We start from the raw sequence: 25,465 nt of genomic DNA, 5'->3' as shown, positions 1-25,465 counted from the left end.
CATGAAGCTTGACCCGCGCTGCGCACTCGTGTTGCTGCTCGCCTATCTGATTGCCCTTTCCACCATCTCTCCCGGGCACAATCTGTTGCTGCTCATCCTCTGCAGTCTTCCGATGGTGGGCTTGCTCCTTGCCCCTGTGCGCAAGACGGAGCTTCTGGCACAGGCGGCGTATGTTCTTCCTTTTTCCTTTGCCATTGCCGCTGTTGCACTACTCCGTGGGCACACGGCACAAGCGATCTTCTTTCTGCTCCGCAGCTACATTTCCATTCTGAGCGTGTTGATCGTAACGCACCTGCTTTCGACACTCGAACTGCTGCGGGCCATGGAAGCTCTCGGCGCCCCCCGCTTCCTGATCGTGGTTACTGAGTTTCTCATCCGCTATCTCGAGGTGATGCGGCGCGAAGCAGACCTCATGCGGCTGGCCGCTCTCTGCAGAGGAGCCGCCCGAAGCCGGTTGATCGCGTCGGCCAGTCTCGCCATGCTCTTCGTCCGTAGCCTCGAAAGGTCCACCGCCATCCACAATGCAATGCTCGCCCGCGGTTTCAATGGCAGACTCCCTCGCATCCAGCCCATGCTCTGGCAGTCGCGCGACACCGTCGCTCTCCTCCTCGGACTCGTTCTAATCTCAGGCTTGCGGTGGTCGCTATGATCCAGGTTCGCGACTTGTGCTACGAATATGCGGACTCAGGTCCCATCCTGCGCGGCATCCATTTCACGCAGGCTCCTGGTGAAAGTGTCGCCCTGCTGGGTCCGAATGGTTCCGGCAAGACCACCTTCGCGCTCCACCTCAACGGCATCCTGCAGGGGGTTGGTGAGGTTGTCGTTTGTGGCATTCGCGTGGCTCCGGAAACGCTGGAACAGGTGCGCCGCAAGGTTGGCTTTGTTTTCCAATCTTCAGAGAATCAGCTCTTCCTGCCGACCGTCCTGGAAGACGTGATGTTCGGGCTGCTCAACCAAGGAGTCAGTGTCACCGAAGCGCGTCCGAGAGCGGAAGCGATGCTTGAAAGCTTGCATCTGACACCCTATGCCGATCGCAATCCTTTCCATCTCAGCGCTGGGGAGAAACGTCGCGCCGCCTTGGCGGGAGTGCTGCTGATGGAGCCCGAAGTCCTGATCCTCGACGAGCCCACCACCTTCCTCGACCCGCCTGGCATTCGCGAACTCTCCGCCATGTTGCGCAAGCTTGAAATCGCCCAACTCATCATCACGCACGATTCGCGTTTTGCGCTCGAAACCACCACACGCGCCGTCTTCTTTGAAAAAGGTCAGATCGCCGCAGAAGGTTCCACACAGGAAATCATCGATCGCTTCGATTGGCTCTGAGAAGAAGGATCTGCCGGCCCGTCACCGGGTACACCTGATAAGGCCCGAGCAGCCGGCCAATCGTCTCGGGGAGCGGTCCATCGAGAATATCGAAGCCAGCAGCGAATGGCGAGAAGGCCGGCAACACGGTCGCGGTTTTGCTCACCAGAAACGCAGGGATACGGCGGCTCGCGCCCGCATCATCGCGCACCCGAATCGCAGGATGGACATGCCCAATCAGATAGTGCGCGGCCTCAGGCACTTCAAGATCAAGACGGTCCCCATGGATGCCAACCAGATCCTGATGCCACCACTCCTTGCTGATCGTCAGTGGGAGGTGGCCAAAATCACGATCAAATGCGCGATCATGATTGCCCTGCACCACCGCAACCCGTGCTTTGACCATCAGACGCCGGAGAAGCCCTTCGATCCATTCGCGCTCGGCAGGCATGGGCTTGGGAGCATGCACTGTATCGCCCAGAAAGAGCACCTCCTCCGGCTCAAAGGCCGCGACGGCAGCCATCAGACGCTCTTCAATGCCACCATCGGTAACCGGTCCCAACTGGCCGCGCCGCCGCTGCGCCCAGCCATAGCCCAGATGCGCATCGGCAATGAGGAGCGTTCCAGTTGCTTCGAGATAAAGCGCTCCGGTGGCATGTGCAATGCGTCCTGGGCCGATGCTGAGCTTTACTTCCATGTGTCGTAGAGTGCGGACACCACCTCATCGAGCGCCTTGTCCGGATCCTGGGCAATCAAAGTTTCACGATTGAAGGCGGCGAAAAGCGGAATCGCAAATGGGCTGGGACGTTCCAGGTCCACCACTTCCCATGCTGTCGCATGAAGATGTGCTGCTTCCAACGCCGCTGCCTCAGCGTCAAGATCGTCCTCCAGCACTTCGCGCACCGCCTCACGCAAGAGCGGATGATCCGGTTCGTAGCGGCGAAACGTCTGGAAGAGCAGGTTCCCACTCCAACTCGCAGCCCGCCGTTGGGAGAGCGGGAGACTGGAATTGCGCCGCGGCAAAAGCTGCCCCGTCTCGCAAATCGGCCGAAACTTCGCTCCTAATAATTCGGTCTTCGAGAGAGCCGCTACCAGATCTGCCTGAAATCCCTCCGGATGGAATGCCTCGCGCAAACGTTCCAGACTGGGAGCGCGTTTGGCACTAAAGCGGAAGAGAAAAGTGTGGTCGTCAAAGTTCCCGACAATCGACCCGAAGTTTTCACCAAGTCGATGGCTGACCGTCCAGATCAGACTCCGGTTCACACTCCGTCCTGCGACCGAGTGAAAGAGATAAAGCACCGATCGGCCGTCCGGCACCCGTTCCAGCGAGATCGGATCGTCAATCGGCAAAGGAGAGGCATGATACTGCCGCTCCACATAAGCGGCCACGCGCTGCGCGATCTCGAGACTCGTGCCCCAATCCTTCTGCAACAGCTTGGCGCAAGCAGCCATACCGCCACTCTCGTAAGCCTTGCGCAGAGCACGGCGCAAGACCAATTCCTCCTGCGCCAAGCGCGCCGTGAGACTCATCTTCCCCCCCAGCCAACGCGGCGTTTGCACCCGCTCTCCTTGCGCCGGAGCCACCACGGCAACATTCGCATGAAAGCTTTTGACCACCACGCTCTGGCCGGCAATCACAAAGCCCTCGCCTGGTTGCAGAGTAGCCAGAAAGCCCTCTTCCACGTCCCCCAAACGGCGTTGTTTCTGCGTCACCACGCGAACCGAGTAATCATCGCTGATGGTTCCGATGTTCTGGTAGTAGGTACGGGCAACCTTGCGGGAAGCGACCTGAAACTTGCCACGCGTGACAATCAGCTTTCCATAGTCCCCGGAACTGCCCAGCACCTTGCCTCCACCAGCCAGATAAGTCAGCACAGCATCGAAATCAGATCGCGCCAACTCGCGATAAGGTCCAGCCCGGCGCAGCAAAGCGAAGGCTTCCTCGCAATCCCATGGCCGCTCGACGCCCAGCCCCAACAAGGCCTGCGCCAGAACATCGAGCGGAGCACGAGGGGGCCGGAGTGGGTCCAGTCTGCCGGCTTTTACCGCGGAACGGATCGCGATGCATTCGAGAATATCCGGCAGACTCAAGGGAACCAGGGCACCGGCGGCGACGCCTCCCACACGATGGCCGCCACGTCCCAGCCGTTGCACCGCTCGACTGACACCCCTTGGCGCGCCAATCAGCAACACCTGATCTACGCCCGAAAAATCGACGCCCATCTCGAGGCTGGTAGAACACACCACGGCGCGCAGTGTTCCCTCCGAGAGCTGATCCTCCACCCAAAGCCTTCTCTCTCGATCGAGGGAAGCATGGTGGACTTCAATCTCATCGTCCAACTCCGGCAACAGCACCTTCAACGCCAAACCCAAGCGCTCGGCTGCACTCCGCGTTGCGGTAAAGATCAAAGAACAGTTCGCCTGCAAAACCAGATCGGCAACCACATGCGCAATGCGATACGGGTTAAAGCCACCTGCTGGAAGATGAGTATCCGCCGGAATCGGAGCGATCTCCAGACGATACACCTTCTTCGTATTTGCGGCCACAACGGCGCAAGGCCGGTCGCCAGCCAATAGATTTACAACAGCCTCTACGGGAGCAGCCGTTGCACTCAGACCAATGCGCTGCAGCGGAAGATCCCGTTTCGCCTCCAGCCGCTCCAAAGTGATCGCAAGCAACGCCCCCCGCTTCGATTCGCAAAAGCTATGAATCTCATCGACAACAACACAGCAGCAGCGTCGAAACCCATCACGCCACTGCGTCTGGCTCATCAGAGAACTCAAACTTTCGGGAGTCGTCAGCAGCAGATGCGGCTTGTTCCGGGCCATCCGTTGCCGGTCGTGCAAGGAGGTGTCGCCCGTACGAGTCTCGAGACGGATCTGTTGCGAAGCAGGAAGACTTGCATTCAATGCCGCCAACGGCCCTCGTAGGTTCCGTTCGATGTCGCGATTCAAACTGCGTAAAGGCGACACATACACGACATGCGTCGCGTTCTCGAGCTGATCCTGTGCGGCCAGTTCCCCGAGAGTGGACAACGCACTCAGAAAGGCGGCCAACGTCTTACCGCTCCCCGTAGGCGCCAGAATCAGCGTATTCTCTCCTGCCAGCGTATGGGGCAAAGCAAGTTTTTGCACTTCACTGAACTCGGGAAAACGGTCAAAGAACCAATGCTCCAGACTCGGAATGAGCTTAGCCCGTAAGTGAGCGCTCATACAGCTCCTTCACTCGTTCCAGAGTGTCGATCTCAGCCAAGGGCTTATCCTGGCGCCACCGCAAGATGCGTGGAAATCGGAGCGCATACCCGCTCTTATGCCTCGGGCTTTTCTGAATGCCATCAAACGCCACTTCCAGAATCACCCGCGGCTCCACCAGCAGCACCCGGCTAAAACGCTCTTTCACAATCGAGCGGAAGAGCTTGGTCAGTTCCCGAATCTCCTCGTCGGTCAAGCCGGAATAAGCCTTGCCTACATTCAAGTAGCGATCCCCGTCGCGCACCGCGAAGGTGTAATCGCTCAACATCGTCGCGCGCCGTCCATTGCCCTGCTCGGCTGCCGTGACAACGACATCGAGAGTGGCATAAGGCCGCTTCACCTTGTACCAGTTTGCACTCCGCTTTGCCGCCTCATACAAACTGCCTTCCCGCTTCAGCAGCAAGCCTTCATTGCCATCGGCACGAGCCTTGAGGAAGCTCTGCTCGACATCTTCGAGAGACCTGAGACGCCGTTGCGGCGAGAGCATCAGCGGAGCGGGTAAACCCGTCAAGAGATCTTCCAACTTCCGGCGGCGTACTTCAATCGGCTGATCGAGCAGAAGCTCGCGATCGCGATAGATCAGGTCATAACCAATGAACCAGACAGGAATCTCGGCAAGCATCGCCTCAGTCACTTTCTTTCGTGCGATGCGCTGCTGCATGACCGTAAAGTTCAAAGCCCGGCCGTTCCGCCAGGCCAGCAGTTCTCCATCGACAATGCCGCTCCCACCCAGGTGGGCAAAGGCCAGCGCAATTTCCGGAAAGGCGGCAGTCGTATCCTCCAACCCGCGCGTGAAAATGTGCACGCGCCCCTGCTCGAAATGCACCTGACTGCGAATGCCGTCGTACTTATCTTCGACATACCAACTCGTTGGCTCAGGCAAATCATGAATCTCATCCAAGGGCCGCGCCAACATGAACTCCATCGGATGAAAAAGCCTCGCCTCCAGCGTCGCTAGATCTCCGTGCCGGGCCACCAAAGCAACTTTCGCAAGATCCCCGGTACGATTATTCGCGTCACGCACCGCAGCAAGACTCACACCGTTCGCCTGAGCCACCGCTTCCTCCACCATCTTTGCCTGCAACCCAATGCGGAAGTTTCCGGTGATCACCTTCAGGAAATATTTCACCGTCAGCGGCTTCATGCGCGCGAGGGCAGCCCGCAGTTCGTTCACCTTCTCCGCAGATTTCCGGCTGCTGGCCAGGCGCGTATAGATCACCTCTGCCTCGGCCAGCGACAACGGTTCTTCCTTGGTCTTTCCGTACAACAGCAGACTGATCGTCTCACTGGTATCGCCAACCGCACGATGGCAGACCCGAAAGAGCTCAAGGTCGATGTTCGCAACGGCAAGCGCAGCCTCACGCAACAGACTGCCGCCAATGCTGAGCTTCCTCCCCCCAGCCAGAAACAGTGTGGCGCGGCCCAGATCCTCATCGTCCAACTCGCGCAACCAGGTGGCCAATGCATTCACCTTGCGGTTGCGGCTCGATGTATTGGCCACCCGGTCCAGGACCTCCGCCATCCGGTCCATCATTCCTGAGTCTCCTCAATGATGTCCTTTCGAGCCCGCGCATCGAGCCCCTTGTCCCGCAGCAAGCGCGCGAACACGTCGGTGAATCCATGCACCACATCCACTCTTGGCGCACCACTCTGCTCCACCAGTTCCATCAGTTCCTCGAAACCACCATGGTCGCTGTAAGGGATGAGCCTCTCTGCCCCAGAACTCGTACGCGAGCTATCCACACGCGCCCAACCGGAAACATAAGCAACACGGACATTCTTGCCGCTTGCCTCCAAGGTCCGCCGCATCCCCGGAGTCACCACCAACGCCTTGCCGGATAGGACTCCCGCAGAGTATCGCTCCCAGCCTGGGAATTGATAGCCCTGCTCTTCGTAGATCGGAATGTAGTTTGCGATCGCACCATGCACTGCCGTCGGAATCCCAGCGGTGGTGAGCGCATGCGCCACTTCCTGGCCACGGCCAAGAGGATAGCCGAGAAAGACAGGAGTCGCTCCGTCTTCGAGGCACTCGCGAGCAAAGCTCACTATCGCATGGCTGGCCTCCTGGCGATCGAGGAAGTGATAAATCGGGAGTCCAAAGGTACTCTCGACAATCAGATGGTCGCAGGCCACAGCGGCCGTCTCCACTCCGCACAGTGGCTTTCGGAACTTGATATCGCCCGTGTAAACCAGCCGTTCGTCCTGGTACTCGACCAACAATTGCGCCGCCCCCAAAATATGCGCGGCCGGGTAACAGGTGAGCCGGGCTCCATTCCAATCCCTGGATTCTCCATAAGAGAGCGGCTCGAGCGACTGCGGGATTTCCGCGTCGGCAGGCCACCGCATCCGGTAAATTTCGAGCGTAACCGGCGTACCGATGGCGGTGGACGCGTAATACCGCGCATGATCGCTGTGGGCATGGGAAAGCCACGCCGCCGGCTTCGAGACTTGCGGATCCAACCAAAGATCAATCTCCGGGAGGAAGATGCCATCCGGGCTATATTGGACATTCATCTCAAAGCCAGAAAGGGTTGTGCGGCACAACCGGAGTCAAAGAATAGAAGATGGCCGGAGGAGGGTTTGCGTTTCGAGGCGGGGCCGGACGCATTTTCCTCTCCTATGATGAGATCCTAAAGTTATACCCGCAATCGGCGGCAGAGCAAGCTTCGGTTCGCCGGGCTTGTCGCACTCTCGCCGGACGAAACATCTCACAACTGATGACAGGCACGATCCCCTTCCTTACCATTTCCGGAGTTCCAGTTCGGCTTCACTTCACATTTTTGATGTTGGCCGGGCTTCTTGCGTTTGAAGACAGAAATGATTTCTTCGCAGAATCGCTTGTCATCATGGCGCTCTTTACCTGTGTGTTTTTGCATGAGCTTAGCCATGCATTGATGGCGCGTCACTTCGGAATTGGAACCCTCGACGTCGTCATGTATCTCACCGGCGGAATCGCCAGGCTCGAACGCCTCCCAACGCCGAAGGAAGGGATTTATATCGCCGCGGCGGGACCGGCAACGAATTTTATCATCGCGGGCTTTCTCTGGTATCTCCAGCACTATGTCGGTACCAATGCGTTAATGCACGAGATCGCAGTGGCCAATCTTTGGCTTGGCGCTTTCAATCTCTTACCGGCATATCCCATGGATGGCGGACGAATATTCCGGTCTCTTCTCGACTGGAAAGTACCAGAAGAGCAAGCCATTACTATGGCGAATTGGGTTGGGCGTGGACTTGCATTTATTCTCGCGGGCCTGGGTCTCGCATTCGGCGAATGGCTCCTTGTCTTTGTCGCCTTTTTTGTCTTCACCGGCGCCCAGCAGGAGTTTTACGCCCGGAAGAGTAACAGTTTGATGAAAGGAGCCTCTGTAAAGGAGGCGATGCTTCGTAATTTCATTACACTCCACCATGGCACCTCCATTCGCGAGGCAGCAGAACAACTGCTCGATACGTCGCAACAGGATTTCCCCGTGACCCATGGGGATCAGGTTGTGGGCCTGTTAAGTCGCGACGGTCTGATCCAGGCTCTTGCGACAGAAGGTCCCGACACTTATGTCGCGGGCGCCATGCAACGCGACTTCTTGAGGCTCGCACCGGAGGATAGCCTGGAGGACAGTCTCAACCTTCTTTCCGACAAGGGATACACGGCTCTGGTGATGGCGGACGATCTGCTTTTGGGGATGGTTACAAAAGAGAACTTGAATGAGTTTCTGGTTTTGCGCAACTTTGGGCTACGCCGAGGTGAGGCATGATCGCCATTGTCGGCGCGGGCCTCGCCGGACTGGCCTGTGGCTTAGAACTGGCAAGACACAAGATCCCGTTTGTCATCCATGAAGCCTCCGACGGCCCGGGAGGCCGCGTACGCACAGACCATGTCGATGGTTTTCTGCTCGACCGGGGCTTCCAGGTGTATTTTACGGCTTACCCTGAGGGCCAACGCGTACTCGACTACGAGACCTTGGACTTCGGAAAATTTGCACCCGGAGCCTTAGTCCGCCTCAACGGCAAATTCCATAAAGTCATGGACCCATGGCGAGAGACCTTCGCCGCGCTGAATGGAATTTTCAATCCGGTTGGAACCTTCAGCGACAAATTGCGCGTCGGACGCCTGCGCCGCTCCACGCTTTCAGGATCCCCAGACGACTTACTGGACCGCTCCGAATCCACCTCGATGAAGGCGCTGCTGGATTTCGGCTTCTCAAAGCCCATGATCGAGCGCTTCTTCCGGCCTTTGTTTGGCTGCATCATGCTCGATACACAATTGCGAGTCAGCTCCCGCATGCTCGAGTATATGTTCCGCATGATGGCAACCGGAGACACCGTGCTGCCGGCAGGAGGGATGGGTGCGATCCCGGCCCAACTCGCGGCGAATCTCCCGCCCGCCTCGATTCGCTACAACTCGAAGGTGGCTGCGGTTGCGGCGCGCAAACTGACGCTCGAGAGCGGCGAGACGGTCAACGCCGACGCGGTTGTCGTGGCGACAGAGGGACCGGAAGCGGCCCGCCTGCTTCCCCTGGTGCCGCCAATGCAAAGCCGCAAAATGATGACGCTCTACTTCAAGATCGAAGGAGAAGCGCCCATCACCGAACCGCTCATCACCCTGAACGGGAATCTGGAGTGGCCCATCCAGAGCCTCTGCATCCCAAGCGTTGTCAATCGCAGCTACGCGCCGGCCGGCTGTCATCTGCTCAGCGTTTCGATCTTAGGCGAGCCGAAGCAAGACCAGAGCCATATTCTGGCCATTGCACGCACCCAGATGTCCCGCTGGTTTGGACATGAAGCGAAGACTTGGGAGCTGTTGCGCATTTATCAGTTGCAACACGGACATCCGATTCTGAATCCCTCCACCATCGAAGAAAAACCGGTACGGCTTGAAAATGGCGTTTACATCTGCGGGGATCACCGGTACTTTCCAAGTATGCAAGCAGCGCTCATCAATGGGCGGCATGCGGCGGAGGCAGTGGTGAGGGATGGAAAGTAAGCATCGCGTTCTGATCGTTGGCGGCGGATTCGGCGGATTGCACACCGGCAAAGCCCTCAATCGAAGTGATATCGCAGTGACCTTGGTGGACCGGCGGAATTATCATTTGTTCCAGCCTTTGCTCTACCAGGTTGCCACCGGTGGACTGTCTCCAGGCGAAATCGCTGCCCCTCTTCGCGCCATCTTTGAGAAGCAAAAGAGCCTTCGTGTCGTGATGGCCCATGTGACCGGCTTTGATCTCGAGCGCAAGATCGCCTTATCGGAGATGGGGGATTTGCCCTACGACACGCTAGTGCTCGCTGCGGGAGCCAGAACCAGTTACTTCGGAAACGATGCCTGGTCCACAATCTCGCCCGGCCTGAAGAATATTGAAGATGCCACAAAACTCCGGGCCCGCCTGCTCAACGCCTTTGAGGAAGCAGAGAAGGAAGCCGATCCGGAGAAGCGCAAGGCATTCCTGACCTTCCTGATTGTTGGGGGTGGCCCAACCGGTGTCGAACTGGCCGGGGCCCTCAGTGAAATTGCGAACGACACCCTTCGCAATGACTTCCGGAGTTTTGATCCGGAAGATGCCCAGATCATCATCCTCGATGCGGGTCCCAGGATTCTGAGTACTTTCTCAGAGAAACTCTCTGCCTCCGCCGAGCAGCAACTGATCGAATTGAATGTGCACTGCCGGAATAGCGTGAAAGTCCTCGATGTGACGGCGGAGGGCGCCACCGTGATGGCGAATGGCAAGCAGGAGTTCATCCCCTCGAAAACGGTCGTGTGGGCAGCGGGTGTTACCGGCTCACCGCTCGCCGGAGCACTGGCCCAGGCGGCCAGCATCGAGCTGGTTCGCGGCGGGAAAATCGAAGTGGAGGCGGATTGCTCGGTTCCCGGATACCCGGACGTCTTTGTCATCGGCGATCTGGCTCACTTCCAACATGGCGGACTCGCCCATCCGCTGCCTGGCGTTGCCCAGGTGGCCATGCAGATGGGCAACTATGTCGGGGATCTGATCGGAAAGCGGCTCGACGGCAAAACGAAGCCACCACCCTTTGTCTACTGGGACAAGGGCAACATGGCGGTGATTGGACGGAGACGGGCCGTTGCCCAGATCGGAAAATTCGAGATCAGCGGCTACTTCGCCTGGCTGATCTGGGTATTTATCCATATCCTCTATCTCGTGAACTTCCAGTCCCGCGTAATTGTCGCCATCCGTTGGGGCTTCGACTATTTCAGCTTCAATCGCGGAGCAAGATTGATCACTCGCTCGGATCCACCACCGACAGAATTTTAACGGAACGCTTCTTGTTGCTGACGACAATCTGACAATTGTGTTTGTGCTTGCCATTGAGCTCGACGGCAAGCGGTTTCGATGCCGGATAGTCGAAAGTCAGCACATCCCCAGTCTTGAGGTTCAACAAATCGGTCATCGCCAGATTTGGCCCCCGCAGACGGGCATCCAGCTCGATTTTTGAGTTCCGGACCCGATCGTAAACCCGCAACATCTCTTCTTCCGTCGCCTCGGTCTTCCGGATCGTCCACTGCTCGGCAAATTTATGGCTGAGCATTTTGATGATGATGGATGGGATCCCGATGTTCATCATCCCGCTCACCTCTCCGATGCGAATCTCAATACTCACGGCCACAATCGCTTCATTCGGCGCCAGAATCTGCATCAACTGCGGTTCTGTCTCATAGCCATCGATCGCAAAGTCAATCGCGGCAATGCCCTTCCAGGCCTCCTTCAGATCCCGGAGCATCAGCTTAAAGATGCTCTCGAGGATGGCCTGCTCAATTTCGGTGACCTCACGCTCCACCCGCTTCGTACTGATCTGCGAGCCCCCGAGAAGCATCTCGAGCATCGGGAAGATCATGGTCGGGTTCAGCTCCAGCAGGCAACTGCTATCAAAGGGCCGGGCCCGAATTGTCGCCACCACCGTTGGAGAGGGGAGAACTTGTTGGAACTCCGTAAAGGACAACTGCTCAACGCTCACCAGGTTCACCACCACATATGCGCGTAGATAGGCCGACAAGCTGCTGGCCAGAGAGCGGGAGAATGCTTCATGCAGCACATAGATGGAACGCAGTTGGTCCTTCGCAATGCGATCCGGCCGCCGGAAGTTGTAGGGCTGCGCCCGGCGGGAGAGTTCCGCTCGACGAGCATTCGCGCTCGTCTGCTGGAACATGTTATCGATTTCATTTTGAGTGAGGACACGAGCAGACATCTGGACATTGATCGGAAGATGCGATCGGCGGCACGAGTAGGCCAGCCGCTAAACTGGGGTTAGTTTGAAGAGTTTCTTTGTACAGAATTTTGGATGCCGGGCATCCCAGGCTGATGGTGCCGCACTGGAGGCGAGTCTTGCCGAAACGGGGCTCTCCGCAGCCCAGGCGGCCGACGTGGCAGGGCTCGTAGTGCTCAATACCTGTACCGTCACCGCCAACGCCGACCTCGACCTCCGGCAGGCCGTGCGACGGGTGAGGCGCGAGAATCCAGCAGCGAAAATCCTCGTCACCGGGTGCTATGCCCAACGCTCTCCCGCAGAAATTGCGGCTCTCGAAGGGGTCCACTGGGTGGTCGGCAACTCACACAAGGCCCAGATCGCCGAGATTGTGAGTTCTACCCCCTACCATGCGGAGATCCATGTCGGCGACATCTCCGCGCAAAGTGAGTTCTTCTCAGGACCTGCGGCAGATCGCGCGCGGCCCAATTTGAAGATCCAGGACGGCTGCAACAACCGCTGTTCCTTCTGCATTATTCCCAGCGTCCGGGGGAAGTCGCGATCAGCGGATGCAAACTGGGTGATCGCGGAAACGAAGCGGCTGGCCGAGGCGGGCTACCCTGAAATTGTACTCACGGGAATCAATTTGGGACGTTGGGGACGGGAACGTGGCGAAGGCCGGCTCTTGCCGGACCTGTTGCAGAGAATGCTCGACGATACGGGAATCCGGCTGATCCGGCTCTCGAGTGTCGAGCCGATGGACTTCTCCCCACGCCTGCTCGAACTGATGGCCGGAAGCGACCGGATTGCGAAACACGTTCATGCCCCACTGCAAAGCGGCAGCGACACCGTCCTGCGGCGCATGTATCGCAAGTACCGGCCCAAGCACTATGAAGAACGCTTGCGCATCGCGCGGCAACTGATGCCCGATGCCGCCATCGGAGCCGACGTGATGGTCGGCTTTCCCGGGGAGACCGAAGAGGAGTTTCGCGAAAGCGCAGCATTCATCGAACGGATGCCCTTCACCTATCTGCACGTCTTCACCTACTCCGAGCGGCCAGGAACCGAGGCCACCGGAATGGGGGGCATGGTGCCCATGGAACAGAGGCGAGAACGGAACCGGGTGCTCCAGGAGATCAGCGAACGCAAAGGAATGGAATTCCGGCGCCGGCTGGTGGGAAAGCGTTTTCCAGCCGTGGCGCTCAACAACGGCACAACCGCACTCACTACAAATTATGTACGGGTGGACCTGGCCCGTCCGCGGCCTCCGAAGCAATGGATGGAAGTGGAATTAGGCGCGCTCAGTGAGCGAGGCATGCAAGAAGCGAATGCCTTCCTCGTGCTGGCCTAAACTTCGCGGCGATTCTCCAGGCTCTTGAGCATCGTCACTTCGTCAGCAAAGTCCAGGTCGGAACCCACCGGAATCCCCATCGCAATCCGGGTGACCTTCAGCCCCAGCGGCTTCAACAGCCGGCCGAGATAGGCGGCCGTGGCTTCGCCTTCCACAGTTGGGTTCGTTGCGAGAATAATCTCCTTTGTTTCCCCACTGCCTAAGCGCTCGAGAAGACCCTTGATCTTCAACTGCTCTGGCCCAATCCCGCGCAAGGGCGAGATGGCGCCGTGCAGGACATGATACAAACCATCGAAGCTGCGCGTAGTCTCAATCGGGACAATGCTGTGCGGGTCTTCTACCACGCAGATCGTCTCGCGATTGCGCCGCGGGTCTGCACAGAAGTTGCAGAGTTTGGCAGAACTGATGTTGTTGCAAACTTCGCAAAGAGCCAGATTGTCTTTGACATCGAGCAGCGCCTGACTCAAGCGAAGTGCCGCTTCGCGGTCGGCACGCATCACATGAAAAGCCAGGCGTTGGGCTGACTTCTGGCCAATGCCAGGAAGACGGCGGAACTCAGAGATGAGACGTTCGAGCGGTTCGGCGAAATCGGCCATTTAGAACATGCCAGGCGGCAAGCCCATGCCACCGAGCATGGAGCTGGTTTTTTTGCTGGTCTCGTCGTCAATCTTCTTGGCCGCTTCGTTAAAGGCAGCCATCACCATATCCTGCAGCATTTCCGCATCACCGGCTGCTTCCGGATCGATTTTCACTTCAAGGCAGCGCTTCTGGCCGTCCATCTTGACTGTGACCATGCCGCCGCCAGCGGAGGCTTCGACGCGAATCGCGGCGATATCCTGTTGGAGACGCTCCTGCATCACCTGGGCCTGCTTCATCATGGCCTGCATGTTACCGGGTAGTTTCATCGATCAATCCTGATGTGACAAGTCTCGCACGAGGCGGACTTTGGAATCCTTGAAAGTATCAAGGTAGCGTTGGACTTCGGGGTTGGAGAGGGCACGCTGCCGCGTGACTTCATCATCCTCGGCCAACTTGGGCGCGGGTTTTTCTTCAACAATCGAGTTGTCGAGAATCACTTCAATCTTCGCCAGGCGTCCCAAAACCGCTTGCAGTGCCGCACCGATATCGCGCGATTGCAAGGGCCGGACAAACTCGCGGGGCGCCAGAAAACGAACGCCAGCCGGGGTCTCTTCCACACGCGCGTTCTGCACCGCGTCGGCAGAGAATTTTTTCTTCTGATCGGTCAAATGAGCAACCAGCCGCTCTTTGAGCGAAGCATCGTCGGCCACCGCAGGTTTTGGAGGCGGCGGCGGGGCAACCGGTGGAGCCACCACCGCTCGAGCAGGTGCAGCAGCAACCGGCGGCGGAGCAACAACGTCAGCAGCCTCTGGAATCACGCGGAGATTCGCCCGTGGCCGTGGAGTGGAAGAGGCCGCCGAGAGCGCAATTGGCTTCGTTTGTGGCAAACTCGCCAATACTTCTTCAATCGCCACCAGCTTGCCTGACTGCACCAGACGGACCAGACCCAGTTCCAGATGGAGACGAGGTTGGAGCGAATGCTGCAGATCGCGGAAGAGATCGAGACTCAGTTGGAGATAGCGCGTGAGATCAAATTCCGAGAACTTCGCAGCAGTCTCAACAAAACGCTTGATCTCCGCTGGAGAGGCCGCAATCAGCCGCGTGTTTCCATTCGTCACCTTGGCGACCAGAAGATTCCGGAAGAAGCGAGCCAATTCCCGGCAGAAATGCTGGAGACTGTGCCCGGAGCGCTCGAGCTCCATCACGATCTCAATCATGCGGGCGGCGTCCTGCTTCTCCAGAGCCAGCGCCACTTCGCCCAGCGAATCAAGGCCAAAAATGCCTAAGAGTTCGCGTACTTCCTTCGCATGCAGTTCGGTGCCGCAGCAGGCAATCGCCTGATCGAGAGCGGACAGCGAATCGCGCACACTGCCTTCGCCGGTTTGCGCCAGGACAGCCAGGGCTTCGTCATCGGCAACAATGCCTTCCGATTTGCAGATGAAGCGCATTCGCTCCATCACTTCATTGAATTCGACTGACCGGAAGCTGAACTGCTGGCAACGCGAGGCAATCGTCGTGGGAATCTTATGCGTCTCTGTCGTGCAGAGGATGAAGACAGCCCATTCGGGTGGTTCCTCGAGCGTCTTCAGCAGCGCATTGAAGGCTTCCGTCGTGATCTGGTGCGCCTCGTCAATGATGAAAACCTTATAGCGGTCGCGCGACGGGCGGAAGCGGACGTTCTCACGAAGCTCGCGCATCTCGTTGATGCCGCGATTGGAGGCGGCGTCGATTTCGATGACGTCAATCGCGTTGCCCTGAACCACTTCGATGCAAGAAGAACATTTGCCGCATGGATTTGCTGTCGGGCCGTCCACACAGTTCAGACAGCGCGCCATAATACGAGCGACAGTGGTCTTTCCAGTGCCGCGCTGGCCGGCAAAGATGTAGCCGTGGGCAATGCGCCGCTGGGTGATTGCGTTATCCAGCGTCGTTTTGACGTGTTCCTGACCGATAAGCTCGTCAAAGTCGCTGGGGCGGTATTTGCGGGCGATGACCTGGTAGGACATAGGAGGGAAAACAGAATAGCCAGACCCCGGGTGATCCGCGGCACACAGGCTAAACCACTACCGTTGCTTCCTTCCGGACCTGGCGGGGTTTGCAGTCGCCCGTTGCACGGAGCCCGGAGCCTGGCAAGCACCTAGTTTACCATCGGAATACACGGGCATAGTATTCTTGGAACATAAGAAGGAATCTTAATGAAAGAACTAACACGGGGTGTGCTTCGTTTTGAGACTGAGATCTACCCAAAACGAAAAGAGTTTTTTGACAAGCTAATCGCTCGGCAGTTTCCTCGAGCGCTGTTTATTACCTGTTCGGATTCCCGTGTCGTGCCAAACGACATGACCGATTCGGATGCAGGAGATCTGTTCACCATCCGGAATGCAGGGAACATCATCCCGCCTTACGGAGAACTGATGGGAGGCGTTTCGGCCACCATTGAGTACGCGGTGATGGCCCTCGGGGTAAAAAACATCATTGTTTGCGGACACACGCATTGCGGTGCCATGGATGCGGTCTTGCATCCCGAAAAGGTCACGAGCATGCCGATCGTGAAAGTATGGCTCAACCATGCTGAGAGTGCACGGCGCGTGACCGCGGGATATAAAGACCTCACCGAGGAACAGAAAGCGAGAACCATGGTGGAGGAGAACGTCCTCGCACAACTGGAACACCTGCGCACGCACCCGAGTGTCGCAGCCGCATTATCAACGGGTGATATGAATTTGTTTGGGTGGGTCTTTGAAATTGAGAACGGGCATGTTCTTTCGTACGATGCCGACCAGGGTGCATTTGTCCCATTGTCGGAAGAGCACATTCCGAACGCCACGCCACGGCGCCGTCGGAGGATCCTGTGAGCAGAGTTCTCGTTCCACCGACTTTTGGAAAAGATTTTTTAGCTAGCTTTGTTGTATTTCTAGTCGCCTTGCCACTCTGTTTGGGAGTGGCCATCGCATCCGGGGTGCCTCCGGCGATGGGACTGATTACGGGGATTTTGGGTGGCTTGGTTGTGGGTTCGATTGCCGGTTCTCCACTGCAGGTGAGTGGTCCGGCTGCGGGCTTGGTGGTGTTGGTATTTCAGTTGATCCAGGAACACGGATTGGCTGCTCTGGGGATGATCCTGATGATGGCGGGCGTTCTGCAAGTGGGCGCCGGACTTCTGCGGACAGGACAGTGGTTTCGTGCAATCTCACCGGCCGTCGTATACGGCATGCTTGCCGGCATCGGTGTCCTGATCATGGTCGGGCAGTTTCATGTGGTGGTGGACGATTCGCCCAAGGGAAGCGGTATCCAGAACCTGCTTTCGATTCCTTCGGCCATCTTCGATGGCATCTTTCCAATCAATGGCAGTGTTCACGAGACGGCCGCATTGATTGGACTCCTCACCATCGTCGTCATGTTGGGGTGGAATCGTTTCCGGCCCGCCGGACTGCATTTTCTGCCAGGTCCTCTGGTAGGACTGCTTGCAGCCGCCGGAGCGAGCTACTTCCTGAAGCTCGAGATCCGGCATGTTGCGATCCCGGATAACCTGATTGAAAATCTCAAGCTGCCCAACTCCGAAACCCTGGCGGGCATTGGGAACTGGAGGTATTGGGCAGAAGCTGCCGCTCTCGCCTTTATTGCCAGCGCCGAAACACTCCTCAGTGCAGCGGCAGTGGACAAGATGGTGGCGGCAAGCGGAAGGCGGAATCTGCGGACCAATTACGACCGGGAACTCATGGCCCAGGGTGCGGGCAACTTCCTTTGCGGCGTGCTTGGTTCCGTCCCCATGACAGGCGTGATTGTACGCTCCAGCGCCAATGTCCAGGCTGGCGCACAGACGCGCTGGTCTTCGGTGATGCACGGTGGCTGGCTATTGGCTACTGTGATGCTGGTGCCACACTGGCTTGAGCGGATTCCCACTTCCGCCCTGGCCGCGATCCTCGTGTTGACGGGATGGAAACTGGTCAACTTCGATCATGTGCGGCGGCTGGTCTCCTATGGCTGGATTCCCGTCGTGATCTATAGCGCAACGCTGATCGGCGTGGTCGCCTTCGACCTGCTCACTGGCGTCATGCTCGGCATTGGACTCACCTTCATCAAGATGATCTACAAGGCATCACGCGTTGGGGTGAAACTGATTACCCATCACTCCGGCCGCAGCGACCTGTACCTGACTGGCTCAGCCACCTTCCTACGACTCCCGGTGCTGGCCGATACCCTCGATCGGGTGGCGGCCAATAGTGAGTTGCATATCCATTTTGAAGATCTGGTCTATTTGGATCATTCCTGTCTGGACCTACTTCAGGAATGGATGACCGCGCATCGCGATAATGGGGGCAAGGTGGTGGTGGATTGGCCGAGGCTGGTAGAGCGCTTCCGCGCGCGAGAAGCGACAGAGGGCTAAAACAATCCCGGTAAACTGGGATTATGAATCGGAAGCAGTTCTTGTTGTTTGGATTGGCGTCACTGGGCTTACAAGGAGCGGTGGCGCCAATGATCGTTTACAAGACGGCAACATGCGGGTGCTGTGGAAAGTGGGTGGAGCACCTCCGGAAAAATGGCATCCCGGTGACGGTCAAGGAAGTGTCCGCCACGGCGGAATACCGGGCCAAGTATGGGATTCCTGAAAAACTGGGTTCTTGCCACACCGGCGTGATTGCTGGCTATGCCATCGAAGGCCATGTCCCCGCCCGGGAGGTCCTCCGGCTGCTCAAGGAAAAGCCGAAAGCCAAGGGATTGGCGGTCCCGGCGATGCCGATGGGCTCCCCAGGAATGGAAGGGCCCAAGCGGGACGCCTATTCCGTTCTGCTCGTGGACAATGAAGGCCGCACGACGGTATTTGAGAAATACCCCGGCGACTAACGGATCGCCTGCACCGAGGCTTGGGGATTTTGCGATTCCACCCGGACCACCAGCTTTGAGATCACTTTATCCGGGTTCGGGTAGCTGGTTAAGAACCAATCCGGATAGAGGTGAGGACCGAAAATCCAGCTCTGCCGATTGTCGAGCAGCGCGTAATATTCGAGCGGGCGGAAGTGATGCTGGACAACTGCACCGTCGGCAGACTGCAGTTCTACATGAATCGAGTCCTTCCCGTCCAAGCCCTGAAAGTTGAGATGGACCTGGAAGCGGTCTGCATCGGCGGCCAGTGGCGCTTCCAGCCGCCCCGGATTGATCGCGGTGAGTTGGATGGGATGAACGGGACCGGGTTCGATGGGGTGGAAGCGGAGCGCCGTGAAGAGCAGCCGGTTGGTGAGCCCTTCCCGGAACTCCTGGACGATCACCGGCTTGAGTTGCTTGCTGGCCGCTTGCTGCAACAGGCGCTGGGCTGGTTTGGTCTGGAGTTCATCAATGGAGGAAGTCACCCAGACCGTGTCGCGACGAGCCAGTAGAGTATCCAGTTCTGCCTGTGTATCCGGGCTCAGCGAATCGCTCAACAGAGGGAAGAAAAATTCCCGTTGCTGGTGCGCCCCCTTGCTTTTGGCAAAGAGTGGATTTTCCAAGCCCCAACAGGCATAGACAAAATGCAGGTCCGGGTGCGAGAGTTCCCAGTCGGAGAGTTTTGTGATCTGGTTGGACCAGGTCCCCGATCCGCCGCTGCGTTGCACTGCGACATGGAAGGCGTAAAAATTGCGGCCTGTTGAGACTGCGCCCAAGGCCAACAACAAGACCAAGGCATACTGCCAGGCGTGCTTCTTTTCGATCGCCTTCCAGATCGCCAGACAGGCAGCGAGTTGGGGAAGTGGATCCATCAGAATCAGGTGGTGGAGCCGGCCCCCTTCCGGGAAAAAGAGATTCGCCACCACGAGCCCCACAGCGATGGTGTAACAGAAGAGTTGTAAGCGGCTCCGCTGCCAGAGTGAGAGCGCAAGCCCCAACGTGAGGAGGGCGAGGGTGGGCGAAAAGCGTGGCGTCGTCGCCACTGGAAACAAAGCCGCCCGGTGCATCATCGTCCATTGGCCGTCGAAGAGGAGAAAGAGCGAATGCAGTCGAAGCCCGAGGATGACCTGCAGATCTGTGGGCCATGCGAGTTGGGACCCGGCGAACTGCTGCGTGGCGGTGTAGCGCCCCAACGAATAGATCAGCACCGGGATGAGCAGAACCAGAAGTGCAACCACGCCCAAGGGCAGATGCACCAGCAGTCTGCGCTTGAAGAGCTCGCGATGGTAATAGAGGCCCGCCGCAACCAGGAACAGCAGGATGATCCAGAGATAGGTCAGCTTCTCATTGAGGCCCAGCCCCATTGCTGCCGCCATATAGAGGATGTATCGCTTGCTGGGGGTTTCCAGATAGAGAAGGAAGTAGCGCAGCAGAAGACAAGTGGCAATGAGTTGGAGGAGAAAGGGCCCCTGATTCGTAATCGATTGCAGCCAAAGCTCGATATCGATGCTGAGCAGCGCAATCACCATCCAGGCGACGACGGTGCCGCCCACTTGCCGCGCCAGAAGGAAGACCAGAGCGTAGAAGATCGCCAGCAGGATCAGATTGGTGAAGCGGAATACAGGCACAGTCGTGCCAAAGAGGCTGACCGGAAGCGTATAAAGATAGCTGTTCAGCGCGCCGATATAAGCCGCTTGCATGAAGGGCAAAGGGCGCTCCGCAACATAGACTCCGCTGGGGAATAGCAGCCGCTGCGGAGATTTGTAGACCATCCGCACGGTGGCAGGCCAGAAAAGCGCTTCGTCATACTCGGCGCCGAGGGTGTAAATCCAGGAAATGTGTACGGATGCCAGAAGCAGGAAAAGGATCAGAAGAGTGCGCAAAAACTATAGTAATGAAATTTCTACTCTGTCCGTAGCATTCTCACCAGATCGATACGTAGCGCATGGATCACCGCCGGAAGAGCGGCCAGTGCCACAGCAGCGACAATCGCAATCGCTGGGATTGCCAGCATTCCGAGATCGGTTCCCTTCACTTCATAGAGCAGGGATTCGAGCGAACGAACCCCCACCAGCCCAATCCCCAGGCCTGTCACCGCCCCAAGCAGCACCATCGCAAAGACATCCTTAGTTACCAGACCGGCGATGCCCGCAGGACCCGCGCCAATCGCCATCCGGATGCCGATCTCCCGCCGGCGCTGTAGCATCGAGTAGTCCAACACGCCGTACAAGCCGATCGAGGCCAGCAGCAACGCAACAATCGCAAAGAAGAAAGCCAGCATCGCCAAGAGACGCTCCCGTACCGTCTGGCCTTGCAGAATGTCGAGCTGTGTCCGGATGTTGCTGACGCGGAGCTCGGGGCGGATGCGCGGAATCTCATTGCGGAGTGTCGAGGCCAGCACCAGCGGATTGGCCGAGGCTGTGCGCAGGACAAAAGTGGCGTCCAGCAGATTGCCGGGGCCATTCAGCGGCACGTAGGCGACGGGCAGAATCGGCTCGTGGATGTCGCGATAAGGCGCATCCTTGACCACACCGACGACTTCGAAAGCCAGATCGCTCCCCTTCTTGAAGTGACGGCCCACCGGGTTGGCGCCGTTGAAGTACTGCTTCACAAAAGTCTCATTGACCAGAGCCTGTCCAGGCGTCGTGTCCGCCGGGCGAAGATCACGGCCTGCGACGAGCGAGATCTTCATCGTCTCGATCCAACGTGGCGCGACGCCCAGAAAGAACGCGAGTTCCGGCCCAGGAGGGCCACCCTCTACGGAGACAAAGCCATTCCAGCCTTTTACCGCTAACAGAGGCTGCCTCGCCAGAGACGCGCTCTCGATGCCCGGCATGGAACGCATGTGTTCCGCCATCTGCTCCCAGAGAACAGGGGACACTGGTTGTTGCGCGATGGTGTCGAGGGTGAGCACACCTTCCGACGAGAAACCAAGTGAGCGATGGGAGAGCCGGTCGAAGGTGGCGGTGAAGAGCCCCGCAGCAAACAGCACGACGAAGCAGAAGGCAACCTGCACAGCGATGAGCGCATGCATGAGGCGGCGCTTCGCATGAGGGTCTGCACCACCTTTCAATGCAGTAACCGGTTGTACTCCTGAGGCACGCAGCGCAGGCGACAGCCCGAACAGCACAGTCACCAGCAGCGTCACCACCACGCTAAATGACAAGACGCGCCAGTCCATCGGAAGCGCCAGTCGCGTAGGATTGCCGCCGATATTGAGCTGGCTGACGACGAAAGGTGCGGCCCACGAAGCAAAGGCCGCGCCAAGCGCCGCCGCGAGAGTGGCGAGCATCGCACACTCCACCAGTACTAGTTGGAGCAGACGCCACCGCCCTGCCCCAATCGACACACGCAACGCCATTTCCCGCATCCGCGATGCGGCCTGCGCGGTCATCAGATTCGCGACATTGGCACAGGCGATGAGCAAAACAAGAAATGCTAACAGGCCAAGAATGAGAAGGGCCTGCCGGGACTCGCGTTGCAAAGCCGACACTCCGGAGGCGGCAGACTCGAGCACCAGCACCGGCTCGAGAAACTTCGCAATGGCCTCCTTGGACATGCCAGTAAAGCCTTTTGCCCGTTCTGTCTCAAAGGCCTGAAAGGTCGCATGCAAGCGCGCTTGCAGTGGCCCGACGGCGCTGCCCGCTTCGAGACTCGCCAGCGACGAGAACCAGGTCCAATCGTTGCGAGTCACCCCAGGGTGCATCATGGTCGGCACAAAGATGTCGGTCATGATGCCGGTCTCGGTGCCGGTGAAGGCTTCGGGCGCGACACCAACGATCTCAAACGCTCGATTGCCCATCCGGAAGCTGCGGCCAACGGCGCTCGGATCACTGGCAAAACGCCGCGCCCAATAGTCATGCGAGATCACGGCGTAAGGATGGGCGGCAGGGCGAAGATCGTCTTTCTCCGTAAACAGACGGCCCTCAGCAGGACTGAGGCCAAAGCGGTCGAAGATCCAGCCGGAGACAAATTGCAGATTCGCTTTCTCCATCTCCTGGTCTGATTTGTAAGTAAGGTCAGTGCGCTCACTCTTTGAGACCGCGATCAACTCGGCCTGGCCTTTGACCGCCTCACGCATCAGTTGAAACGCGGGATAAGCCCAAACGTCCCCAGAGAGCCAGCGGCCATCAGGAGCGCGTCCCTGCCGTGTGAGTGCGTACAGGCGGTCAGCGTTCGCCACCGGCAGCGGACGAAAGAGCAGCGCATCGATCAAACGAAATGCGCCGGTGCAAGCCCCGATCCCCAACCCCAGCGACAGGATCGCCGCGGCGGAACTGACCTTACGCTTCTGCAACTGCCGCCAACCAAAGATGAGGTCGGCCCGGAGTGAATCAAGACAGGTGATGAGGCGCACATCGCGGCTCTGCTCGCGCAGGCGCAAGGGAGAACCGAGCGCCTGTTGCGCCTCCTGCCTGTCGCGGCCACTCAAAACTGCTTCGTCTAAATGAGAGTGGAGTTCCTCATCAATCTCCGCGCTGAGCTGCTCGCCGCGCACAACGTTCTTGATACGGGTCCAGAGGGACATCGATCCGGCTCCTTCATATACAGATGTCTGAGTATACGGCAACTCGGAGTAAAGGTTCCAAAGAAATCTGTTCGCTATGGTGGAGCAATGCAGACGTATCAAGCGAGGGTGGAAGTCGAGCGAAAGCACTACGACACCTGCGATGACGTACATCAACTACCGGCGATCTTTCACTACTGGTCGAACCGCTACTTGAAGCAGCGCCTTGAAAGACTGGGCTTTGATGGACCAAATGGGATGTTTCTCCAATCGCTGAAAAGACAGGCGACGCAGGGAGCCCAGAGCTTTGTCAGCATCGGATCGGGCAACTGCGATCTTGAAGTGGAACTGGCCTTGGGCTTGCAAAAGGCTGGCTTTAACGACTTCACGATGGAGTGCCTCAATCTGAACCCGGTGATGCTCGAACGAGGAAAGCAGGCAGCCCGTGTGGCGGGCGTCGCAGAGCAGTTGCGCTTTGTCGAGGCAGACTTCAATTACTGGGATCCGAATGCCGGTTACAAGGCACGGCATCCACACCCGCGCCGCGTCTCTTCGAGGCACGGCATCCGGAGGACGCCTACACCGTAGCGCCGGCAGGCGAGCTGGCTGTGGCCTGCCAGCGTTTGTCGGAGGATGCAGCGCAAATGCAGGAACAGCACCGGCAACTGGAGCAGTTGCGAAAGGAAGTCAACGAAGGGAATTACTGGGCAATCCACCTGGACCAGCAAGTAAAGACACTCACGGCACGCGTCGCGGAGTTGCAGGATGAGGTGCAGGAGAAGATCAGCTGGGCCGAAGCCGTCCGCAAGGACCTCAGCGAACGCGATGCCCAACTGAGGCAGTTGCAGACCGAATTTGCAGATCGAAGCCACTAGGCATCAGAGCTACAGTCACAAATCGAAGAGCAAGCCCGCTGGGCTCAGGAGGACTGGCGAAGCGAGAGCAAAGGCTGAACTCGCTCCGATGGGCAGAAGGAATAGATCGGCGTTTCGGCAAATGGCTGCGCCGTTTGTGGAGTTAAGGCAGTAAGTTTTTCCCTTCGAGGTCCGGCAGTGTCAACTGGAGAATCTTCGCGATGGTAGGCGCAACATCCAACAACTTTGCTCGTCCCAGATTCTGAGTGGTCACCCCAGCGCCAAAGGCGACAAAGGAGGCGTCCAGTTCCAGCGGACCCGGAGCGTAGCCGTGCATCCCCCGCGTATTGCCGGAAGGCAGCACCCAGGGACCTGTTATCGCTCCCCCGAGCGTAAAACCATTCGCCATGCTGACGGCCAGAAAAGCGCCAGGGTAAGCCTTCATCGCGTTGAGATCAGAGCGGGAAAGCACCCGCTCGATCCCCCAGAGTCCCTGGTCCGAGAGTGCCTGGAAAACCTTGGTAGCCAGAGTGATCGCTTCTTTGTCGGCTGGATCCCGGGCCATCAGCGCAAAGGAGCCGCCGTTGGTATGTGCTGCAATTCGCCACTTGTCCCCATTCTGGAGCCCGAGGCTATGGAGCACAGCGTTTGGCTGGAACGCCTTCTGCACCGGAAAGAAACCATGATCGCTGACAATAACGAAAGTCGTGTCTTTTTCAAGCCCTGCCTGGCGCACCTCGGCGCGAATCTTGCCCAGGCATTCATCGATCTGCTCCAGGGTCTTGAAGGTCTCAGGAGTATCAGGGCCATAGAGATGCTCTTCATGATCGAGATCAATGAGGTGCACCAGAAGGAGGTCGGGCTTCTGCGTACGGATCAGGTAGGTCGCCATGCGGGTACGGTCGGCATCGGTCTGATCGGCCACGGGTAAGGCGCCCTCAGATTTCTCGAACTTCGAGACGAGGCCTGGAGTGCTAATCGCGTTGAAAAGGAACCGGTCGTCGATGGTGCGCGGAGTGCGGTACTCGGGCAAATTTGCGTCGATCTGTGCGCCTACCGTCACCGGCCAAGCGACTGCGGCAGTCTTCAGCCCCTTCTGCCGAGCAACGTCCCATAGGGTGGGGACCTGGATCGATTCTGAATACCAATACCAGGCCCCGTTCATTTTCTTTTCGGGATCGAAGAGTGTGTTACCGAGAATGCCATGAGCCAGGGGAGAACGCCCGGTCATCATCGTGGTGTGGCTCGGGTAGGTCACCGTTGGAAAGACGCCCACGAGACCATCTGCGAGCGCACCATTTTTTACAAATTCCTTGAGATTCGGAGCCTTCACGTTGAGACTGGGCAGCTTGGCCAACGTGGTCCCTCTGAGACCATCGATCGAGATCAGGACGACCTTTCGGTCGGCGGCAACCAAGGCGGAAATAGCCAGGAAGAGTAAGGGAATCAGTCGCATGGATTAGCTTGCAGTGTACACTTTGGCCCTTTTCGATCTGATGTCTTTGTGGAGGATATTTGCCCGCATGACGCTCTGAGAGAAGGTCACAGCATAGACTGGTTAAACATCCT

General features: G+C 58.1%; 22 protein-coding genes and 1 other RNA gene. 11 read left to right on the top strand and 12 right to left on the bottom strand.

Annotated features, from left to right (window positions below; all coding sequences use genetic code 11):
• Window position 1 precedes the first annotated feature (1 nt).
• Both M017_RS27780 and M017_RS0115260 read left to right on the top strand, forming a co-directional pair.
• Window positions 2-649: an energy-coupling factor transporter transmembrane component T gene (locus tag M017_RS27780; protein ID WP_031498996.1), complete on the top strand. Its 648-nt coding sequence runs from the start codon at window positions 2-4 to the stop codon at window positions 647-649.
• On the top strand, window positions 646-1,323 hold the full coding sequence (locus M017_RS0115260) for an energy-coupling factor ABC transporter ATP-binding protein (protein ID WP_035957829.1): 678 nt from the start codon (window positions 646-648) through the stop codon (window positions 1,321-1,323). Before M017_RS27780 ends, M017_RS0115260 begins: the two co-directional genes overlap by 4 nt.
• On the opposite strand, the gene M017_RS27775 is transcribed toward M017_RS0115260, so the two are convergent.
• Genes M017_RS27775 through M017_RS0115240 form a run of 4 tightly spaced genes read right to left on the bottom strand, consistent with a single transcriptional unit; the run spans window position 1,298 to window position 7,068 of the window.
• Window positions 1,298-1,999, bottom strand: coding sequence for a metallophosphoesterase (locus M017_RS27775; protein ID WP_031498994.1), 702 nt, complete (start codon window positions 1,997-1,999; stop codon window positions 1,298-1,300). The genes M017_RS0115260 and M017_RS27775 overlap by 26 nt on opposite strands.
• Entirely contained in the window at window positions 1,990-4,515 is a 2,526-nt protein-coding gene (locus tag M017_RS0115250; RefSeq protein ID WP_031498993.1) for a DEAD/DEAH box helicase, read from the bottom strand. The genes M017_RS27775 and M017_RS0115250 overlap by 10 nt, the downstream gene beginning before the upstream one ends.
• Window positions 4,493-6,088 (bottom strand): cisplatin damage response ATP-dependent DNA ligase, encoded by a 1,596-nt coding sequence (locus M017_RS0115245; protein ID WP_051670153.1) that lies wholly within the window; start codon window positions 6,086-6,088, stop codon window positions 4,493-4,495. Before M017_RS0115245 ends, M017_RS0115250 begins: the two co-directional genes overlap by 23 nt.
• On the bottom strand, window positions 6,085-7,068 hold the full coding sequence (locus M017_RS0115240) for a hypothetical protein (protein WP_031498990.1): 984 nt from the start codon (window positions 7,066-7,068) through the stop codon (window positions 6,085-6,087). Before M017_RS0115240 ends, M017_RS0115245 begins: the two co-directional genes overlap by 4 nt.
• Before the next feature lie 203 nt (window positions 7,069-7,271).
• Between M017_RS0115240 and M017_RS0115235 the strand changes: the two genes are divergently transcribed.
• The 3 genes from M017_RS0115235 to M017_RS0115225 are packed head-to-tail and all read left to right on the top strand — an operon-like array spanning window position 7,272 to window position 10,817.
• A complete protein-coding gene (locus M017_RS0115235) occupies window positions 7,272-8,306 on the top strand; it encodes a site-2 protease family protein (RefSeq protein WP_162179936.1) in 1,035 nt (344 codons plus the stop codon).
• Window positions 8,303-9,535: an NAD(P)/FAD-dependent oxidoreductase gene (locus tag M017_RS0115230; RefSeq protein WP_031498988.1), complete on the top strand. Its 1,233-nt coding sequence runs from the start codon at window positions 8,303-8,305 to the stop codon at window positions 9,533-9,535. The genes M017_RS0115235 and M017_RS0115230 overlap by 4 nt, the downstream gene beginning before the upstream one ends.
• Entirely contained in the window at window positions 9,525-10,817 is a 1,293-nt protein-coding gene (locus tag M017_RS0115225; protein WP_031498987.1) for an NAD(P)/FAD-dependent oxidoreductase, read from the top strand. Before M017_RS0115230 ends, M017_RS0115225 begins: the two co-directional genes overlap by 11 nt.
• Here the strand turns inward: M017_RS0115225 and fliM are convergent.
• Complete coding sequence (gene fliM, locus M017_RS0115220; protein ID WP_031498985.1) at window positions 10,783-11,748, bottom strand: flagellar motor switch protein FliM; 966 nt, start codon at window positions 11,746-11,748, stop codon at window positions 10,783-10,785. The genes M017_RS0115225 and fliM overlap by 35 nt on opposite strands.
• A 64-nt stretch (window positions 11,749-11,812) precedes the next feature.
• Here fliM and mtaB point away from each other — a divergent pair, with 64 nt between their 5' ends.
• Window positions 11,813-13,096 (top strand): tRNA (N(6)-L-threonylcarbamoyladenosine(37)-C(2))-methylthiotransferase MtaB, encoded by a 1,284-nt coding sequence (gene mtaB / locus M017_RS0115215; RefSeq protein ID WP_031498984.1) that lies wholly within the window; start codon window positions 11,813-11,815, stop codon window positions 13,094-13,096.
• On the opposite strand, the gene recR is transcribed toward mtaB, so the two are convergent.
• The 4 genes from recR to ffs form a co-directional block, all read right to left on the bottom strand.
• Window positions 13,093-13,692: a recombination mediator RecR gene (recR, locus tag M017_RS0115210; protein ID WP_031498983.1), complete on the bottom strand. Its 600-nt coding sequence runs from the start codon at window positions 13,690-13,692 to the stop codon at window positions 13,093-13,095. The genes mtaB and recR overlap by 4 nt on opposite strands.
• Window positions 13,693-14,001: a YbaB/EbfC family nucleoid-associated protein gene (locus tag M017_RS0115205; RefSeq protein ID WP_031498982.1), complete on the bottom strand. Its 309-nt coding sequence runs from the start codon at window positions 13,999-14,001 to the stop codon at window positions 13,693-13,695.
• A 3-nt stretch (window positions 14,002-14,004) separates the two neighbouring features.
• The gene (dnaX, locus tag M017_RS0115200; RefSeq protein ID WP_031498981.1) at window positions 14,005-15,681 is read right to left on the bottom strand and encodes a DNA polymerase III subunit gamma/tau; all 1,677 of its coding nucleotides are present in this window, start codon (window positions 15,679-15,681) and stop codon (window positions 14,005-14,007) included.
• 21 nt (window positions 15,682-15,702) lie between these two features.
• Window positions 15,703-15,800, bottom strand: an RNA gene (ffs, locus tag M017_RS28790) — signal recognition particle sRNA small type.
• 70 nt (window positions 15,801-15,870) lie between these two features.
• Between ffs and M017_RS26715 the strand changes: the two genes are divergently transcribed.
• Genes M017_RS26715 through M017_RS0115185 form a run of 3 tightly spaced genes read left to right on the top strand, consistent with a single transcriptional unit; the run spans window position 15,871 to window position 18,517 of the window.
• Window positions 15,871-16,530, top strand: coding sequence for a carbonic anhydrase (locus tag M017_RS26715; protein ID WP_035957828.1), 660 nt, complete (start codon window positions 15,871-15,873; stop codon window positions 16,528-16,530).
• On the top strand, window positions 16,527-18,059 hold the full coding sequence (locus M017_RS0115190; protein ID WP_031498980.1) for a SulP family inorganic anion transporter: 1,533 nt from the start codon (window positions 16,527-16,529) through the stop codon (window positions 18,057-18,059). The genes M017_RS26715 and M017_RS0115190 overlap by 4 nt, the downstream gene beginning before the upstream one ends.
• Before the next feature lie 23 nt (window positions 18,060-18,082).
• Window positions 18,083-18,517, top strand: coding sequence for a DUF411 domain-containing protein (locus M017_RS0115185; protein ID WP_031498979.1), 435 nt, complete (start codon window positions 18,083-18,085; stop codon window positions 18,515-18,517).
• Here M017_RS0115185 and M017_RS0115180 read toward each other — a convergent pair.
• Window positions 18,514-20,418: a glycosyltransferase family 39 protein gene (locus tag M017_RS0115180; RefSeq protein ID WP_031498978.1), complete on the bottom strand. Its 1,905-nt coding sequence runs from the start codon at window positions 20,416-20,418 to the stop codon at window positions 18,514-18,516. The genes M017_RS0115185 and M017_RS0115180 overlap by 4 nt on opposite strands.
• Window positions 20,419-20,438: 20 nt before the next feature.
• On the bottom strand, window positions 20,439-23,063 hold the full coding sequence (locus M017_RS0115175; protein WP_031498977.1) for an ADOP family duplicated permease: 2,625 nt from the start codon (window positions 23,061-23,063) through the stop codon (window positions 20,439-20,441).
• Between the two features lie 87 nt (window positions 23,064-23,150).
• Here M017_RS0115175 and M017_RS0115165 point away from each other — a divergent pair, with 87 nt between their 5' ends.
• Window positions 23,151-23,630 (top strand): hypothetical protein, encoded by a 480-nt coding sequence (locus M017_RS0115165; RefSeq protein ID WP_051670149.1) that lies wholly within the window; start codon window positions 23,151-23,153, stop codon window positions 23,628-23,630.
• A gap of 56 nt (window positions 23,631-23,686) precedes the next feature.
• A complete protein-coding gene (locus M017_RS0115160) occupies window positions 23,687-23,917 on the top strand; it encodes a hypothetical protein (protein WP_031498975.1) in 231 nt (76 codons plus the stop codon).
• Window positions 23,918-24,059: 142 nt separating this feature from the next.
• Here the strand turns inward: M017_RS0115160 and M017_RS0115155 are convergent, their stop codons facing one another.
• Entirely contained in the window at window positions 24,060-25,352 is a 1,293-nt protein-coding gene (locus tag M017_RS0115155; protein ID WP_031498974.1) for an alkaline phosphatase family protein, read from the bottom strand.
• Between the last annotated feature and the right edge of the window lie 113 nt (window positions 25,353-25,465).

The sequence above is a fragment of the Bryobacter aggregatus MPL3 genome (assembly GCF_000702445.1).
GTDB lineage: Bacteria > Acidobacteriota > Terriglobia > Bryobacterales > Bryobacteraceae > Bryobacter > Bryobacter aggregatus.
The sequence above is the reverse complement of the archived record's forward strand: the minus strand, read 5'-3'. Positions and strand labels throughout refer to the sequence as shown.